Annotated in this window: 18 protein-coding genes; 8 read left to right on the forward strand and 10 right to left on the reverse strand. The window is 64.7% G+C overall.

The window, feature by feature from the left end:
• Positions 1-2: 2 nt before the first annotated feature.
• The 4 genes from AMB_RS11475 to AMB_RS11490 form a co-directional block, all read right to left on the reverse strand.
• Complete coding sequence (locus AMB_RS11475; RefSeq protein ID WP_011384665.1) at positions 3-314, reverse strand: hypothetical protein; 312 nt, start codon at positions 312-314, stop codon at positions 3-5.
• A gap of 80 nt (positions 315-394) precedes the next feature.
• On the reverse strand, positions 395-583 hold the full coding sequence (locus tag AMB_RS11480) for a hypothetical protein (protein ID WP_011384666.1): 189 nt from the start codon (positions 581-583) through the stop codon (positions 395-397).
• Positions 584-626: 43 nt separating this feature from the next.
• Positions 627-1,055 (reverse strand): ribbon-helix-helix domain-containing protein, encoded by a 429-nt coding sequence (locus AMB_RS11485; protein WP_011384667.1) that lies wholly within the window; start codon positions 1,053-1,055, stop codon positions 627-629.
• A gap of 7 nt (positions 1,056-1,062) precedes the next feature.
• Positions 1,063-1,668 (reverse strand): GNAT family N-acetyltransferase, encoded by a 606-nt coding sequence (locus AMB_RS11490; RefSeq protein WP_011384668.1) that lies wholly within the window; start codon positions 1,666-1,668, stop codon positions 1,063-1,065.
• 107 nt (positions 1,669-1,775) lie between these two features.
• Between AMB_RS11490 and AMB_RS26430 the strand changes: the two genes are divergently transcribed.
• The 5 genes from AMB_RS26430 to AMB_RS25245 all read left to right on the forward strand — a co-directional run bounded on the left by AMB_RS26430 (position 1,776) and on the right by AMB_RS25245 (position 4,594).
• Complete coding sequence (locus AMB_RS26430) at positions 1,776-2,048, forward strand: LysR family transcriptional regulator (protein WP_231849054.1); 273 nt, start codon at positions 1,776-1,778, stop codon at positions 2,046-2,048.
• Complete coding sequence (locus AMB_RS11495; RefSeq protein ID WP_011384670.1) at positions 2,036-2,707, forward strand: LysR substrate-binding domain-containing protein; 672 nt, start codon at positions 2,036-2,038, stop codon at positions 2,705-2,707. Before AMB_RS26430 ends, AMB_RS11495 begins: the two co-directional genes overlap by 13 nt.
• A gap of 125 nt (positions 2,708-2,832) precedes the next feature.
• Entirely contained in the window at positions 2,833-3,300 is a 468-nt protein-coding gene (locus AMB_RS11500) for a helix-turn-helix domain-containing protein (protein WP_011384671.1), read from the forward strand.
• Between the two features lie 171 nt (positions 3,301-3,471).
• Positions 3,472-4,374, forward strand: coding sequence for a helix-turn-helix transcriptional regulator (locus AMB_RS11505; protein ID WP_011384672.1), 903 nt, complete (start codon positions 3,472-3,474; stop codon positions 4,372-4,374).
• Between the two features lie 34 nt (positions 4,375-4,408).
• On the forward strand, positions 4,409-4,594 hold the full coding sequence (locus tag AMB_RS25245) for a hypothetical protein (RefSeq protein WP_193770102.1): 186 nt from the start codon (positions 4,409-4,411) through the stop codon (positions 4,592-4,594).
• On the opposite strand, the gene AMB_RS11510 is transcribed toward AMB_RS25245, so the two are convergent.
• Entirely contained in the window at positions 4,552-5,169 is a 618-nt protein-coding gene (locus AMB_RS11510; RefSeq protein ID WP_011384674.1) for a DUF2478 domain-containing protein, read from the reverse strand. The two genes, AMB_RS25245 and AMB_RS11510, sit on opposite strands and share 43 nt — an antisense overlap.
• A gap of 232 nt (positions 5,170-5,401) precedes the next feature.
• On the opposite strand from AMB_RS11510, the gene AMB_RS11515 reads away from it, so the two are divergent.
• Both AMB_RS11515 and chrA read left to right on the forward strand, forming a co-directional pair.
• Positions 5,402-7,897, forward strand: coding sequence for an EAL domain-containing protein (locus AMB_RS11515; protein ID WP_011384675.1), 2,496 nt, complete (start codon positions 5,402-5,404; stop codon positions 7,895-7,897).
• Positions 7,878-9,236, forward strand: coding sequence for a chromate efflux transporter (chrA, locus tag AMB_RS11520; protein WP_011384676.1), 1,359 nt, complete (start codon positions 7,878-7,880; stop codon positions 9,234-9,236). The genes AMB_RS11515 and chrA overlap by 20 nt, the downstream gene beginning before the upstream one ends.
• Here chrA and AMB_RS11525 read toward each other — a convergent pair.
• From AMB_RS11525 to AMB_RS11540, 4 genes are all read right to left on the reverse strand, one after another.
• Positions 9,219-9,500 carry a hypothetical protein gene (locus AMB_RS11525; RefSeq protein ID WP_011384677.1) on the reverse strand — a complete coding sequence of 94 codons (282 nt, stop codon included), beginning with the start codon at positions 9,498-9,500 and terminating at the stop codon, positions 9,219-9,221. The two genes, chrA and AMB_RS11525, sit on opposite strands and share 18 nt — an antisense overlap.
• 99 nt (positions 9,501-9,599) lie before the next feature.
• Entirely contained in the window at positions 9,600-10,760 is a 1,161-nt protein-coding gene (locus AMB_RS11530; protein WP_011384678.1) for a 3-phenylpropionate MFS transporter, read from the reverse strand.
• Positions 10,757-11,611 (reverse strand): ChbG/HpnK family deacetylase, encoded by an 855-nt coding sequence (locus AMB_RS11535; RefSeq protein WP_050750814.1) that lies wholly within the window; start codon positions 11,609-11,611, stop codon positions 10,757-10,759. Before AMB_RS11535 ends, AMB_RS11530 begins: the two co-directional genes overlap by 4 nt.
• 32 nt (positions 11,612-11,643) lie before the next feature.
• Positions 11,644-12,972, reverse strand: a complete 1,329-nt coding sequence (locus tag AMB_RS11540; protein WP_011384680.1) for a sensor histidine kinase — start codon at positions 12,970-12,972, stop codon at positions 11,644-11,646.
• A 144-nt stretch (positions 12,973-13,116) separates the two neighbouring features.
• Between AMB_RS11540 and AMB_RS11545 the strand changes: the two genes are divergently transcribed.
• Positions 13,117-14,136, forward strand: a complete 1,020-nt coding sequence (locus tag AMB_RS11545; RefSeq protein ID WP_158303968.1) for a class I SAM-dependent methyltransferase — start codon at positions 13,117-13,119, stop codon at positions 14,134-14,136.
• Between the two features lie 8 nt (positions 14,137-14,144).
• Here AMB_RS11545 and AMB_RS11550 read toward each other — a convergent pair whose 3' ends face one another.
• Positions 14,145-15,584 (reverse strand): sigma-54-dependent transcriptional regulator, encoded by a 1,440-nt coding sequence (locus tag AMB_RS11550; protein ID WP_011384682.1) that lies wholly within the window; start codon positions 15,582-15,584, stop codon positions 14,145-14,147.
• Positions 15,585-15,612: the final 28 nt, after the last annotated feature.

A 15,612-nucleotide genomic window follows, 5' to 3' on the forward strand; every position in this document is an offset into this window, starting at 1 on the left:
CCTTACTTGCAGACGAAGAAATTGTCCGTCTGGCGGATTTGAGGGCATTTCAGCTCCGGCTCGCCATCACGGCGGCGCTCTTCGTTGTCGATGGCGCACTGCCGGGCTGCGACATTGTCTCCGTCGGCCGACACCGCGATGCGGCCAAAGCCGTTGGGGCAGGTGCGTTCGGCCGCGCTTCGGCAGGATTCAAGCTTGAGGGTATCGCCACAATTGACGTGGTGATAGACCGAGCCGTCAGACTTCCGGAAGGTGGTGACCTCGGCGCAGGCGCCAAGCGAAAACAGCAGCAAGGTCATAACGGCTCGTCTCATGCACCCCATCCTCCAACTCCCGGCATGACCCGGGAGCCAGAGGATAGCCGCCCGCCATCGTCGATGCAAACAGCGGGGCGTCAGATCTTGAGACGGCTGGCGTGCCGGGCTTCCTCGCTGGCCTCAATCCCGACCGAGGCGATGGACTCGGCCAGGCCGCGAAAGCCCATCTGGCGGGCCTCCTGGGCAAGGTCCTCGAGCAGCCGGGCGATCTGAGCGGCTGCGGCGGCATTGGGCAGGCCCGATGGGCCGTTTACCGTGACGATCATGGTGTGATCCTTTCTAGCTGGCTTGGGCCCCGCCGTACGGGTGTCAGGCCTGAACCGACGGTTGGGGCTGGGACGCCATGTTGCTGTTCAGCACGAAAACCCGAATGGCCGAGGTCAGGCTGCTGGCCTCGTAGCGGCGCCGGGCGGTCTCGCACAGATCGTCAATGGCGCAATGAGCCTCGTCCGCCATGATTTCCAGGGCGTTCCAGAACTCGTTCTCCAGCTTGACGCTGGTTCGTTTGCCCTTGACCCGGATATTGCGGCAGATCAGCGTCACCGGCCGTTTGCGCGGGGCTTCCTCCCGCGCATAGGCCTGTGGATCGGCAAGACGCTCGTCCAGCGTGTTGATGGCAACCTCGAGGATCGCCATCAGCGGGCCATCATCCCGCTCGAACGCCTTGTCGGCCAGCCGCTTCAGCTCGATGCGGGTGTTGAGGTCGGCGATCATTCCTTGACGGTCTTGCCAGTTCATGGTGGTGCTACTCCGCAGCCGAGAGATGGATAGGCGCTTTCATGCGGCTGAAATCCCAATTGCCTTCCTGCTGCACGATCAGGGCCTCGAAATCGGGGTCGCCGAACGGGCCGGCCTGGATGGCACCAAGATCCGGGCGGCGGGGAATGTCGTGGACGATGGGCACCAGGGTGCCGCGGTACATGGAAACAGCCTCGCCCGACTGGCGGCCGCCGAAGCGCTTCCAGAAATTGACCGTCTCGAGCCGGGCGCGCCCGGCAGCGATACGGAAGCCCTTCTGACGGGCCAGTTCCAGGGCGGCGCGGGCCAGGGAGGCCAGGACCTGATAGGAACGATAGCGCTTGCGGATGCCGACCCGCTCAAGAAGGGCAAAGTCGGCGAACCAGCGGACCCGAATGACGCCGGCCGGATCGCCATCGACGAAGGCGATCAGATGGGTGGCCACGTAGTCGTTTCCGTTGAACTCGTCGAAATAGGTTATGTTATCTTCCTCGGCGAGGAACACCGCTGCGCGAATGGCCATGGCCATGGCAAATTCGTCTGGGGTGCGGGCAATCTTCACGGTAACCGACGCCCCGGACACCTTGCTACTGTTGCGGATCTGTGTCGTCATCGGTAAACCTCCATGCAAGAAACTCGATGGAGGCTATCTTGCCGCGATGTGCGGTGTTACGGTATGCCGTGTAATGTGAATACCGAGAGTTTGGCATGAAGGGGGCCATGGCTCAGTTTCGCCTGCATGACTGGAATGATGTCCGGCTGATCATCGCCTGTGCCGAGCACCGCAGCTTTGCTGCGGCAGCCATTGCCATGGGGGTTGATCAGACCACGGTCAGTCGGCGCATCAGCAATATGGAAGCGGCCATCGGCCGTCCGCTGTTCACTCGCCGTAAATCGGGGGCCACCCCCACTCCGGCCGGCGAGGCCCTGCTGGAGCGGGCACGTGCCATGGCGGCCTGGCCGGCGACTTCGAAGGCGCCATGCAGGGGCTGACCGCCTTTCAAACTCCCAAAGTGACGGTGGCGGCCAGCGAGGGCCTGCTGACCTATACCTTGATTCCCGCCCTGATGGGGCGCGACAAGCATGAATTGCCGCTGGACCGGGGCCTGGTGAAGGCGGAATTGCCCAAACTCGCCTTTTCGACGGCATCGGCAAAGGCCGACATTTCCGTCATGGCTACTTCGCCGGGAGATCTGCCGAGGGTGAGCGGTGCCGTTCATGTGCGCCGGGTTGGCACCATGAACTTCGTCCCGGTGGCCAGTCGCGACTTCCTGCATGAATTGCGGGGGGTTTCCAGCTTCGACGATCTTGGGGCGCTGCCGCTGCTGGATATTGGGATCTATCGGGCCATCCGGGGGCTCGACGCCTGGAACGGGCTGGTGGCCGCCAAGGATGGCGAGGGCGTTCAGGTTGCCCCCAATACCCCCAAGGTGCAGCGGCCGCTGCTGAGTGGGGAGGGCGTGTCGATTCTTCCTGATTACTCAACGCTCTATGAGCAGAGCCTGGAGGTCGTCGATGTGCCGGCGCCGTCCATGGCGGTTTCGCTGTGGCTGGTTTCGCACGAGGATACGCTGCGCGAACCGTCGGTGCGCGAATTGTATGACCTGCTTGCCGGGATGTTCACGGCTTCGTCGTGGTATCGAGATAAATGAGCCGAATTCGGGTCGAATTGGCCTCTGCATACGGGAGTATTCACCTGCATACTAAAAAAGGTTGCGTTTGAAAGCGTGTCGGTTAGAATGCNCCCTGAGTTTCTCACTCAATTAGGGGTGTTGTTTTGGCGAAGCGAAATGTATCGACCAGAGGGCGGCTTGAGAGCGGTGCCCCCAATCCCGTGGACGTTCATGTGGGCGGCCGGATGCGTCTGCGCCGGACTCTGCTGGGCATGAGCCAGGAAAAGTTGGGCGAGGCCATCGGCCTGACCTTCCAGCAGGTGCAGAAGTACGAACGCGGCGCCAACCGTATCGGTGCGTCGCGACTGTTCGACCTGTCGCGTGTGCTGGACGTTCCGGTGTCCTATTTCTTCGACGACATGGCCGATGGCGTCCAGGCCCAGAGCCCGGTGAACATCATCAAGGGCTCGGTTGGGTTGTCCGAGGAGCCGGCAACCTTCGAGGCCGACCCCATGACCAAGCGCGAGACGCTGGAACTGGTGCGCGCCTATTACAACATCACCGATCCCCAGGTCAGGAAGCGGGTCTATGAACTCGCCAAGGCCTTGGCTGCCGTTGCCGGCGCCGAGTAATCCCATTCGTCATGAATGAGTGAGATATGCGGCCGGGGCGTTTGCTCCGGCCGCATTCGTTTATAGGTCCCGTTCCGGCGAGTGCGAGTGGGTTCTTGTCATTCACCTCGGCCCACGCCATGCTCGGGCCAAGAGAAATCGCCCGCCACCCGAGACGCAAGCCGCCCCCCAATGGATGAAGTCCAAGATTTTCCCGAGATGATGGATACCCATCAGGTGGCCCGTTACCTGCGCATCAAGGAGCGCAAGGTCTACGAGCTGCTGAAGGAGCGGCGCATCCCCTGTACCCGGGTGACCGGAAAGTGGCTGTTTCCCAAGGGCGAGATCGATGCCTGGCTGAAGCGCAACAGCGCTTCGCCGGCCGATACGCCGAGGCAGGGGGCGGTGCCCATGGTAGTGGCGGGCAGCCATGACCCCTTGCTGGAATGGTGCCTGCGCGAGGTCGGGGGCGGACTGGCCGTGCTGCCCGGTTCGTCCCTCGACGGCCTGCGGCAGTTGGCCATGGGCGAGGCGGCCATGGCCGGCATCCATCTCCTGGACGCCGAAAGCGGAGCCTACAATCTGCCCCAGGTGCAGGAGGTGCTGGCCGACCGCAACGTGGTGCTGATCGAGTGGGCGTGGCGGCAGCAGGGATTGGTGGTGGCCTCGGGCAATCCGCTGGGCCTATCCTCGCTGGCAGATCTGGCGGCCGCCAAGGCCCGCATCGTATTGCGCCAGGAAGGGGCGGGCAGCCGCCTGCTGCTTGACCGGCTGCTGGCCGAGGCGGGCGTCCCGGCCGGGTCCCTGACCACGGCACAGGTGCCGGTGCGCAGCGAAACGGATGTGGGACTGGCCATCTTGGAAGGGGCGGCCGATGCCGGCCTGGCGGTGGCCTCGGTGGCCAAGAGCCTGAAACTGGATTTCGTTCCCCTGCACCGCGAGCGCTTTGACCTGGCCATCGACCGCCGCGCCTATTTCGAGGCGCCCATCCAGGCGCTGCTGGCCTTTACCCGGACTCAGGAATTCGCCCGGCGGGTCGAGACGCTGGGGGGCTACGACGTTTCCGGAATCGGTTCCATCCGCTGGAACGGCTGATCGTCCTGAAGTGGACGGAGCAGGCGGGAGGAGCGTGGCACGCCGCGTGGCCGGATCTCGTCCCACCAGTGCATCAGCGCGCCGCAACCGGGGCTCAGTTTTCGAGGCGCCCATCCAGGCGCTGCTGGCCTTTACCCGGACTCAGGAATTCGCCCGGCGGGTCGAGACGCTGGGGGGCTACGACGTTTCCGGAATCGGTTCCATCCGCTGGAACGGCTGATCGTCCTGAAGTGGACGGAGCAGGCGGGAGGAGCGTGGCACGCCGCGTGGCCGGATCTCGTCCCACCAGCGCATCAGCGCGCCGCAACCGGGGCTCAGTTCCCGGGCCACGCCACCGGTGAAGTCGCGCCAGCATTCCAGCAGCGGCGCCTCTACCGAGGTCAGCAAGGGGATGCCTAGGCTGACCGCGGCCAGAATCTCGTCCATCAGGCCCAGGCCTTGGGATTCAAGCTTGCCGAACTTGTTGACGATCAGCAGGTCGGTTTCGGTTTCCATGGCACGGCGCAGGACCAAGCTGGCCTCGGCCACCGCCTGGGTGTCAACCCGGCAGCAGACGGAGCCGCTTCCCAGATTCTGACTGATTCGGAAGTGTTGGCCGTTGTCGAGGTCCACCAGCGTCATGGCGCAGCCGCACCCGCCTTCTGGCGCCGAATTGCGCTGGACCAGTCCCCGCACGAAATATCCCTGGCCTTGCAGGATGCGGGCGAATCCTTCCATGGAATCCGGCACGTTGGCGTCGGGCGGTCGCACGATGGCGCCGATCTTCAGCGGTGGCACGACATCATCTTCGGCCATGGGGCTACCGAGTCTCCCGATGCTTCTATCAACGGGTGTATCATGAAATTGTAGGATTATGACATCTGGCTTGCGGGATAGGCCCAAAGCTACAAATCTAGCCGCGAGTCCTCGTTTCATGCTTGTGGTCCACTGCCCACCATTGAACAATGCCCAGGAGGTTGGCAAGGAGTGGCGCGTGTCCATGATGGCAAGGCCGAATGGGTCCGACGACCGGTTGGGGCATGGCTGAATGCAGTCTCCTCCCGCCGGCATGGATTCGGAAATTGGCGTGGTTACCCTTTCGTCCAGGCGGAAGCGGCACATCCTTGATCTTGTGATTCGCTACTGCGCGGCGGCGGTGATGGTGTGGACCGCGCTGCTGGGCCTGTCGCTGTTCTGGAACGTCAGGCAGCAACAGGCCGCCGTCTTTGATCTTGCCCGCAACACGGCCATTTCCGCTTTCAATAAGGACCTAGCCTACCGGCGCTGGGCGTCGAGCCATGGCGGCGTCTACGTAGAACCATCTGAAAAGACGCCGCCCAGCCCCTGGATGTCCCATCTGCCCGACCGCGATGTGGTCACCAATGACGGGCGCCTGCTGACCTTGATGAATCCCGCCTATATGTTGCGCGAGATGATGGCCGATTACGGCGATGATTACGGCATCAAGGGCAGGATCGTCGGCATCGTTACTCTCAACCCTAACAACGAGGCCGATGCCTGGGAAGCCGAGGCTATCCGCCAGTTCTCCGCCGGGACAATGTCGGAGAAGCTTGAGCTGTCAACCATTGGTGACAAACCGTATCTGCGCCTGATCAAGCCCTTCTTGATGGAGGAGAGCTGTCAGAAATGTCACGGCCATCTGGGATTCCCCAATGGTTCGGTGCGCGGCGCTGTGGGCGTGTCGGTTCCCATGCAGCCCTACCAGGCCATGGAAGGCCAGGCAATTCGTATTCAGGCGATCTCCCACGGCGCCTTCTGGTTGGTGGGGGTGGCCGGTATCCTTCTGATCGGGCGCCGCAGCGCTGGCCGGTTGACGGAAAAGGCCCTGGCAGATGAGGAAACACGGCTGGCTGCCCATGTGTTCAGCAACGCCCTCGAGGCGACCCTGATCACCGATCCCAAGGGGCGCATCTTGCGGATCAATCCCATGTTCACCGAGTTGACGGGCTATGGGGAAGCCGAAGTGGTGGGGGGGAATCCTCGCATCATCCGGTCCAATCATCACGACGCCGATTTTTATGCCGAAATTTGGCAGGCCATTTTCCGTGACGGGCGTTGGCAGGGCGAGATCTGGAACCGTCGCAAGGACGGACAGGTCTTCGTCGCCTGGGAGAGCATCGTCGCGGTTTACGACGAGGCGGGCGCCATCCGCTATTTCATCGGCAGCTTCCGCGACATCACCGAACAGGTGGAGGCCCAGCGCCATATTCTGAGGTTGGCCCATTACGACGTGCTGACCGATCTGCCCAACCGCGTGCTGTTTCAAGACAGGCTGGAGCGTGCCGTGGTTCACGCCCTTCGGCATGACCGGCAGGCGGCCCTTCTGTTCCTCGACCTGGACGGCTTCAAGAAGGTCAATGACACCATGGGGCACCGGGCGGGCGACGACCTGCTCAAGGAAGTGGCCGTCCGTCTGCGCGGCTGTGTCCGCATGACCGACACCATCGCCCGGCTGGGAGGGGACGAGTTCACCGTCATCCTCGACGAGATTTCCGCCGCCAATGATGCCTCCATGGTGGCCGATAAGATTCTGGCATCGCTGCATGCCCCCATTTTCATTGATGGACGCGACGTCTTCATCGGAACCAGCATCGGCATCAGCCTGTTTCCCATCGACGGCACCAGTGGCGATGAATTGCTGAAGCATGCCGACACAGCCATGTATCAGGCCAAGGCGGCGGGCAAGGGGCGCTTCAACTTCTATTCCGCGGAAATGACCAAGCGCGAGGAGCATCGTCTCGAGTTGGAGACGGCGCTGCGTCAGGCGGTGGAGGAGGGGCAGTTCCAGGTCCATTACCAGCCGCAGAAGAACTTGGCCACCAACCGGGTGTCCGGTTTCGAGGCGCTGGTCCGCTGGCAGCACCCCCGGCTGGGTATGATCTCTCCCGTGGATTTCATTCCACTGGCCGAGGAAATGCACCTGATCGACCGCATAGACATGTTCGTCATGCGCCAGGCTTGCCGCAAGGGCCGCCAGTGGCGGGATCAGGGATACGACATTTGCATGGCTGTTAACTTGTCTGGAGTTAACTTCTCCCGGGACGACCTCCCCGAGCAGGTTCGTCAGGTGCTTGAGGACACCGGGTTCCCCGCAGAGAATCTGGAACTGGAGATCACCGAGAGCTTCGTGATCGACCTGGAGGTTGATCAGCGGGAAGTGCTTCAGCGGCTGCGCGCCCTGGGAGTGAAGCTGGCCATCGACGATTTCGGCACGGGCTATTCGTCGCTCAGCTACCTCAAACGCCTGCCGGTCAACACGCTGAAGATCGACCGCTCGTTTGTGCGGGATATCGCACGGGATTCACGCGACATGATGCTGGTGTCCTCCATCATCGGCATCGCCCATTCCCTGGGGCTGAAAGTCGTTGCCGAAGGTATCGAGGAACGGGACCAGCTGGCCATTCTCCTCAGCCAGGAATGCGACGAGATCCAGGGCTACCTCATCGCCAAGCCCATGCCCGCCGAGCAAGCGGGAATCTTCCTGAACGGAGCTTCGGCCGATCATGTCTCAACTCCCATCTGACGCCCATCCCACCTTTGGCGAGGCGATCAGGGTGTGGCTGCGGATCGGCCTGCTCAGCTTCGGCGGGCCGGCAGCCCAGATCGCCACCATGCACAGAATTCTGGTGGACGAGCGCAAATGGGTGGGCGAGGCTCGCTTTCTGCATGCGTTGAATTTCTGCATGTTGCTGCCGGGGCCAGAGGCGCAGCAATTGGCCACGTATATCGGCTGGCTGCTGCATCGGACCCGGGGGGGGCTGGTGGCCGGCATCTTGTTCGTGTTGCCCGGCTTTCTGGTGATGATGGGGCTGGCGGCGCTTTACGCCGGGTTTCATCAGGTTCCCCTGGTTGACGGACTGTTTTATGGCATCAAGCCCGCGGTGCTGGCCGTGGTGATCGAGGCGACCCTGCGCATTGGCCGCCGGGCCTTGCGCGGGGTGGAGAAGCTGGGGATCGCGATCCTGGCCTTTCTTGGCATCTTCGCTTTCGACCTGCCGTTTCCCTTGATCGTGCTGGCGGCGGGAGCCTGGGGCTTCATGGCGGCGCGGGCGGGGCGGGCGGCCTTTCTGCCGGCCGGCGGAGGCCAGGCCGGCGCCATGGGCGCCGCCGACCGGGCCATTGACGAAGGGGCCGGGCATACCCGGCCCGACCACTGGCGAAGCGTCAGGATGGCGGTGTTCTGCCTAGTCCTGTGGCTGGCGCCTGTCGTTGCCGCCATGGTCTGGGGGCAGGGAGCCTACGGGGCCATCGGGCTGTTTTTCTCCAAGATGGCGGTGGTGACCTTTGGTGGCGCCTATGCCGTGCTGGCTTATGTGGCGCAGCAGGCGGTGGAGGTGCATGGCTGGCTGGCGCCGTCGGAGATGCTCGATGGCCTGGGCCTGGCCGAGACCACGCCGGGGCCGCTGATCCTGGTCAATCAGTTCGTCGGCTTTCTGGCCGGATTCCGCGACCACGGCGGGCTTGGCCCCTGGACGGGCGGAGTCCTGGGCGCGGCTTTGACCGTCTGGGTGACGTTCACGCCCTGCTTCCTGTGGATTCTGGCCGGGGCGCCCTATGTGGAGGTCCTGCGCGGTTATAAGGCGCTGTCCGGCGCCCTGGCGGCGATTACCGCCGCCGTGGTGGGGGTGATCTTCAATCTCGGCCTATGGTTTGCGCTGCACGTGCTGTTCGGCACGGTGGACGAGATGCGGGTCGGGGCGGTGCGGTTGTTCGTTCCCCAGTTGGCCAGCCTGGACCCGGCAGCGCTGGCCCTGGCAGTGGCGGCGGCCATCGCCATGCTGCGCCTTCACATCGGCATGATTCCGACCCTGGCGGCGGCCGGGCTGTCCGGCATTGTCTGGAAGCTATTTCTTTTTCCGTAGGGCGGCGGCAGGGGCCAATTCCTCGGCGGTCAGCTCGCGTCCCAACTGGCCTTCCAGATGGGGCAGGAGCTGGGGAAAGAACTTGAGTGGCGCCAGCATCTTGATGGCACTGGCGGCGCCTACGTCGTCGTCCCCGGCATCGCGGCGACAGCGTTGGAGCACGGACGCCACCAGCCAGTCGTCCCAGTCGTCCTGGTCATAGCCCGAGGGCGGCGGCAGGCCGGCGAAACGCTTCAGCAATTCCATCAATTCCGATCGCGACATTTGCGCGACCGTCTTGTCTTTTCCGCTCATCCCCGAAAGTCCGCCACTGTATTTCCCCTGACTGATCCTACTCCACCGCATGGACGAGGGGAAAGTGTTTCACTCGGTGATTCTCGCCCCCGAGGTCCAGCGGCGCATCAGGGCCCAGGCCAACCCCGCCGACATGACGGAAAGACCGGCCATGGCCAGATAGGAACCGCCTCCCAGGTTTTCATACAGCCGGCCGCTGAAGGGGGTGATCAGGCCGGGCGCCAGTCCGATCGCCATGGCGGCGAAGATGCCCTGGGTGCGGGCCGACAGGCCGGCGGGAACCGCCCGCGCGATGAAATGGATGGCTCCCAGATGGGCGCAGCCGAAGGTGGCGGCGTGCAGCAACTGGGCCAGGGCTACCAGCGGCAGCGAGGCAGTTGACCCCAGAAGCAGCCAGCGCACCACCCCGCCCAGGGCGGCGGCCAGCAGCAGGGCGGCAGGGCCGAAGCGGCCGACCACCCGGTTGCTGACGGCGAACAGGATGATCTCGGCTACCACGCCTTCGGACCACAGCACGCCGATCACCATGTCCGACAGGCCCGCCGCCTTCCAGTGGATGGTGGCGAAGGCGTAATAGACGGTATGGGCCATCTGGTTCAGCGCCGTGGTTCCCAGGAACAGCAGGAACAGCGGGTTGAGCAGCACCGGACGCAGCGACGGCGGTTTGCCCTCGTGCCGTGGCACCTTGATGTCGGGCAGCCCCAGGCAGGAGGCGGCGGTCAGCAGCAAGGCCCCGGTCATCAGCCAGGGCAGAACCGCCACCGGCCAGGATTCCAGCGCCTTGCCCAACAAGGTGGCGGCGGCGATGAAGGACAGCGATCCCCACAGCCGCGCCCGCCCGTAATCCAGGCCGTGCCGGCTGACCACCATCATGGCCAGGGTGTCGCCCAGCGGCACCAATCCGGTGAAGGGGAAGATGGCCACCACGCTCAGCACCAGGATGGGCCAGAAGCCGTTGGCCAGGGGAAACAGCAGCCAGATCAGGCCTGCGGCCAGGGCGAGGCGGATCATCAGCAGGCGGCGCTGGCCGCCATGGTCGGCCAGATGGCCGATCACCGGGCTGGCCAGGATGCGGGTCAGGTAGCCGGCCGCAGCGACCAGACCGATTTCCGAGGCCGACATCCCCCGGCTTTGCAGCCAGAGGGGCCAGAAGGGGATGTGAATGCCCACCGCCACGAACAGGGCGGCGTAATAGGTTCCCAGCCGCGCCGAGGCGGAGGTGGGGCTCATGCCGACAGCGGCTTGGCCGCCAGGGTGATGCCGCGATCGGCCAGCGATAGGGGAAAGGCATCGGAGGCCAGGAATTTCCACTCCACCTCGCGCTGATCGGTCAGCCATTCGCAGGCGCGCAAGGCGTCGTCCACCTGGCCCGGGTGGCACATGATCAGGGTGCCCGGTCCCGGCGCCTGGGAGAAGATGCGGAACAGCTCGGCATAGGCGACCTTGCCGGAGAAGTCATAGACGCCGCGGAAGCTGCGGTTGTGGGGGATGCCCTCGGCGTGCATGCGCCGGCGCAGGCCGATGCCCAGCAGGGCGATGATGGTGGCGCGGATGGGATCGACGCCGCGTCGGGCGATGGTCAGCGGGCTTTCCCAGCACGAGCGCACCCAGCCGCCTCGGGCCTTCAGCCGGCGGCGCCAGAGATCCACCACCACGTCGCGGATGATGGGCAGCTGGTGCACATGATGATGGCCGTCGAGGAAGTCGGGCGGGCGGCCCATATGGGCTTCGAAGGCATCCACCTGCCGCTCCAGCTCGGCGGCGATTTCGACCTTGTCCAGGCGGCGCAGCACGGACCGCTTGACCATGGCCCCGATGGGCGGCAGCCGTCCCTCGGGGGCCAGGGAGGGCATGGCGCCCAGCGGCCGGTGATCGGTGAGCGTCAGGTGCACTCCGAACTCTGCCCGGCCTTGCAGCAGCTTCAGCAGCCGGGCTTCGTCCGGCCAATGGGCCGAGCCGGTCATGCAGCCGGTGGCCTGGAGGCGTCCGTCCTCGATCAGGGCGCGGATGGCGATGCCGAGCCCCGGGGCCAGCCCGTAATCGTCGGCGCAAAGGGTGATGGCGGGTTTTTCTCGGGTCATGGGCGGCAGCATAGAGGGAGTGGGCGACGGGCTCAAGCCGGTGGCAGGCTGATGGTGAAGCGGGCGCCCCCCGAGGCGGTGGCGCCGGCCTCCAGCGACCCTCCATGGTCGCGGATGATGCCGTAGGAGATCCACAGACCCAGGCCGGTTCCCTTGCCCACCGGCTTGGTGGTGAAGAAGGGGTCGAACACCTTGCCGACGATGTCGGGGGGAATGCCGGGGCCGTTATCGGCGATGGTCAGCACGGTTTGGCCGCCCTCGGCCTTGCCAGTCACCTCGACGCGGCCGTCGGGGCGGCCCGCCACGGCGTCCAGGGCATTCTCGATCAGGTTGACGATTACCTGGTGCAACTGGCCGGGATTGCCGCGCACCGCCAGATGATCGGGCAGGTCCAGTTCGATGCTGGCTAGTCCCTTCTTGCCCGATCCAGACCATTGCACCGCCTTGGCCACCACTTCGCCCAGGTCGAACTCCTCGGGCTTGGATCCGGCCGAGAAGGACAGGCGCTTCAGGCTGCGCACGATGTCGGCCACCCGCTGGGCCCCCTCGGCGGTGCCCTCCATCAGGGCGGGCAGGTCGGCCAGGGTCGAATCGATGCGCAGGCTGGCCCGCAGGGCCTCGCGCTCGGTCTCGTCGCAACCGGCGTGGATGGCGTCGAGATAGGCGGCGATGCGCGTTGAGTATTTGGACAGGGCGTGGACATTGCCGTAGACGAAGCTGATGGGGTTGTTGAGTTCGTGGGCCACCCCGGCGATCAGGCGGCCGAGGGAGGCCATCTTTTCCTGCTGGATCAACTGGGCCTGGGCGGTCTTCAGCGCCTCGTAGGCACGGCGAAGCTCGCCCACCGGCCGCCCGGTCAGCACGATGCCGGCGGGCAGGCCGCGATGATCCAGCCGCGTGGCGCAAGACAGCGCCACAGGGTCGGTCAGCCCGCCATCGGCCGAGCGGAAGCGCACCTCGCGGTCATGGCCCTCGACGGCGTCGATCCAGCTGAACAGGCGCAACTGGCCGGTATCCTCGGCCAGCAAATCCTCCAGCGGGCATTCGAACAGGTCCACCTCGGCTAGGCCGGTCAACTGGAGGAAGGCCAGGTTGACCTGCTGGATGCGGCCGTTCTGGTCGCAGACGATCAGGATGTCCGACACCGCCGACAGCACGGAATTGATGAAGCGCTGGGCTTCTTCCAGGGCGGTGTTCTTCTCCTCCAGCTCCACCTCGTAGGAGATGAGGTCGGAATAGACCTCCTCCATCTTGCGGATCACTTCGATCCAGGCGGTCTCCTGGGCCGCCGCCATGTCGGGATCATAGCCGCCAGCGAAATCATAGGCCGAAGAGGGGCGGGGGTCGGTGAGCTGGGCCATGCGTTTTGAACCGCCTGCGTGTTGTCAGGCGCAGTGTGTTCCTCGAGAGAGCCGGGATCAATGCCCTTTGTCCGTCCCTGGTCAGGGTGGCCGAAACGTGGTTCAATCTGGCCCGATCATCGCCCCAACCCTCCGAGTCAATCCATGCCCAATCCTTTCGATGTCGTCCTCGAGCATCTTCACGCCAGTCGGTTCGATGATGCGGAAAATGCTTGCCGCGATATTCTCGCCCGCGCGCCCAATCATCCCGGCGCCTTGTGCCTGTTGGGGGCTGTGGCCAATGGACGGGGCCAGTGGGCGCAGGCGCATCAGTGGATCGATCAGGCGGCCCGGCTGGGCGGCGAGTTTCCGGTGCTGCTGGTCGAGCGTGCGGTGACCTTCCAGGGGCAGGGGGAGGTGGGCAAGGCAATCGCGTCGCTTCGGGCGGCCGTGGCCAAGGAACCCGAGGTGGCGCGTGGACACCAGCTGTTGTCCGAACTGCTCTTGCCGGGGCCTGACTACTATCAGGTGCTGAGCCGGCTGCATGAGTGGTTAAAGCCCCGTTGCTATCTTGAAATCGGGGTCTTCAGGGGCCAGTCCATGGTCCTTGCCCAGGCCCCCACCATTGCCGTCGGCATCGATCCGGCGGCTCAGCTTCACGCAACGCCCCAGACGGTGACAAAGATTTTTCCGCTGGAAAGCGACGTCTATTTCGGGACTCGCGATGTCCGTTCCGATCTTGAAGCCGACAGCGTCGATCTGGCTTTCATCGACGGGTTGCACCACTTCGAGCAGACCCTGCGGGACTTCATCAACGTCGAGCGTCTGAGCCGCCCGGACAGCGTCATCACCATCCATGACGGCCTGCCCCTGGACAGCCTCACGGCGGCCCGCGACCGCAAGACCTCGTTCTGGACCGGCGACGTTTGGAAGATCATCCCCTGCCTGACCAAGTGGCGCCCAGACCTGAACGTCTTCACGGTGGCCTCTGCTCCGTCGGGCTTGACCGTGGTCCTGGGGGCCGACAGCTCTTCTCGCGTCCTGTCGGATAATTTTGATGCCATCGTTGCAGAGTTCATGAACAGCGACCCCGAGCCCACCAAGCCCGGTTGGGCTGAAAGCATGCGCATGGCGCCCAACGACTGGGACGACCTGCGGAGGCGACTGGATCGGCGGGCGGCGTAGCCCTTGGTTCAATCCTCCCGTTCCAGGCCATAACGCCGCAGCTTGGCCCGCAGGCCGACCCGGGACAGACCGGTCTCCTCGGCCACCCGGGTGATGTTCCAGCGGTGCCGGCCCAAGGATTCGGCCAGCAGGCGGGCTTCGAGCATCTCCACCTGTTCCTTCAGGGTGGCCGGCTCGCCCTGGTCGGCCAGGGCCCGTCCGGCCGGGCAGATGCGCGCCCTGAGGCGGGGGCTCAGCAGGTCGGGGCTCAGCACCGCGTGTTCCGCCAGGGCGACCATGCGCTGGATCTCGTTTTGCAGCTCGCGCACATTGCCCGGCCAGTCATAGCCCCGCATCTGGGCCATGGCCTCGGGGCCGAAGCGCAGATTGGGCCGCCCGAATCCCTTGCCCGTCTCGCCCAGCAGCCGTTCAGCCAGCAGCGGCACGTCCATGGGGCGTTCACGCAGCGGCGGGAGATGGATGGGGAAGGCGGCCAGGCGGTAGAACAGGTCGCGGCGGAAGTGCTTTTCCCGCACCTCTTCTTCCAGGTTGCGGTTGGTGGCGGCGATGACGCGCACATCCACCTTGCGGGTGAGGCGCGCGCCCAGGGGGCGGATTTCGCCTTCCTGCAGCACGCGCAGGAGCTTGACCTGGAAGGCGGGCGAGGTCTCGCCGATCTCGTCGAGGAAGATGGTGCCGCCCGAGGCCTGCTCGAACAAGCCGATGCGGTCCTCGTAGGCGCCGGTGAAGGCGCCCTTCTTGCAGCCGAACAGCTCGGATTCCAGCAATTGGTCGGGCAGGGCGCCGCAATTCTCCACCACGAAGGGCTTGTTGCCGCGAGGGGAATTGTAATGGATGGCGCGGGCCAGCAATTCCTTGCCGGTGCCCGATTCGCCGGTGATCAGCACCGAGATGTCGAAGGACGACACCTTGCGCGCCATCTCGATCACCTCGGTCAGGGGCGAATCCGGGGCATGGATGATGCCGTCGAAGTGATGCTGGCGCTTCAGCGTGCCGGTTTTGCGGGCGATGGAGCGCTCCAGCGCCGCCGGAGGAACCTTGAGGTCCAGGCTGGCCTGGGCGTTTTCCCGTTGGAGGGAATACAGCTTCAGCGCGCCGTGCAGGGTCTGGACCAACTCGTCCGGCTCCCACGGCTTGGTGATGTACTGGTAGATGCCGGCCTCGTTGACGCCGGCGATGATGTCCTCGGCCTCGGAATAGCCCGAGATGATCATGCGTACCGGGTCGGGCCAGCGGTCGCGGACCGCCTTGAGGAAGTCCACCCCCTGGATGCCGGGCATGCGCTGGTCGCACAGGATGGCATGGACCATTTCCTGCTCCAGCAATCCTTCGGCTTCCTCCGCCGTCGAGGCGGTCAGCACCTGGAACTCGTCGGCCAGCACCCGGCGCAGCGCCTCCTGCGACTGCTTTTCGTCGTCGACCACCAGAATGATCGGCAGGCTGGTCATGTCCGGACTGGCTCCAGTGGTCAGGGGG

The organism is Paramagnetospirillum magneticum AMB-1, from assembly GCF_000009985.1.
GTDB classification, from domain to species: Bacteria; Pseudomonadota; Alphaproteobacteria; order Rhodospirillales; family Magnetospirillaceae; genus Phaeospirillum; species Phaeospirillum magneticum.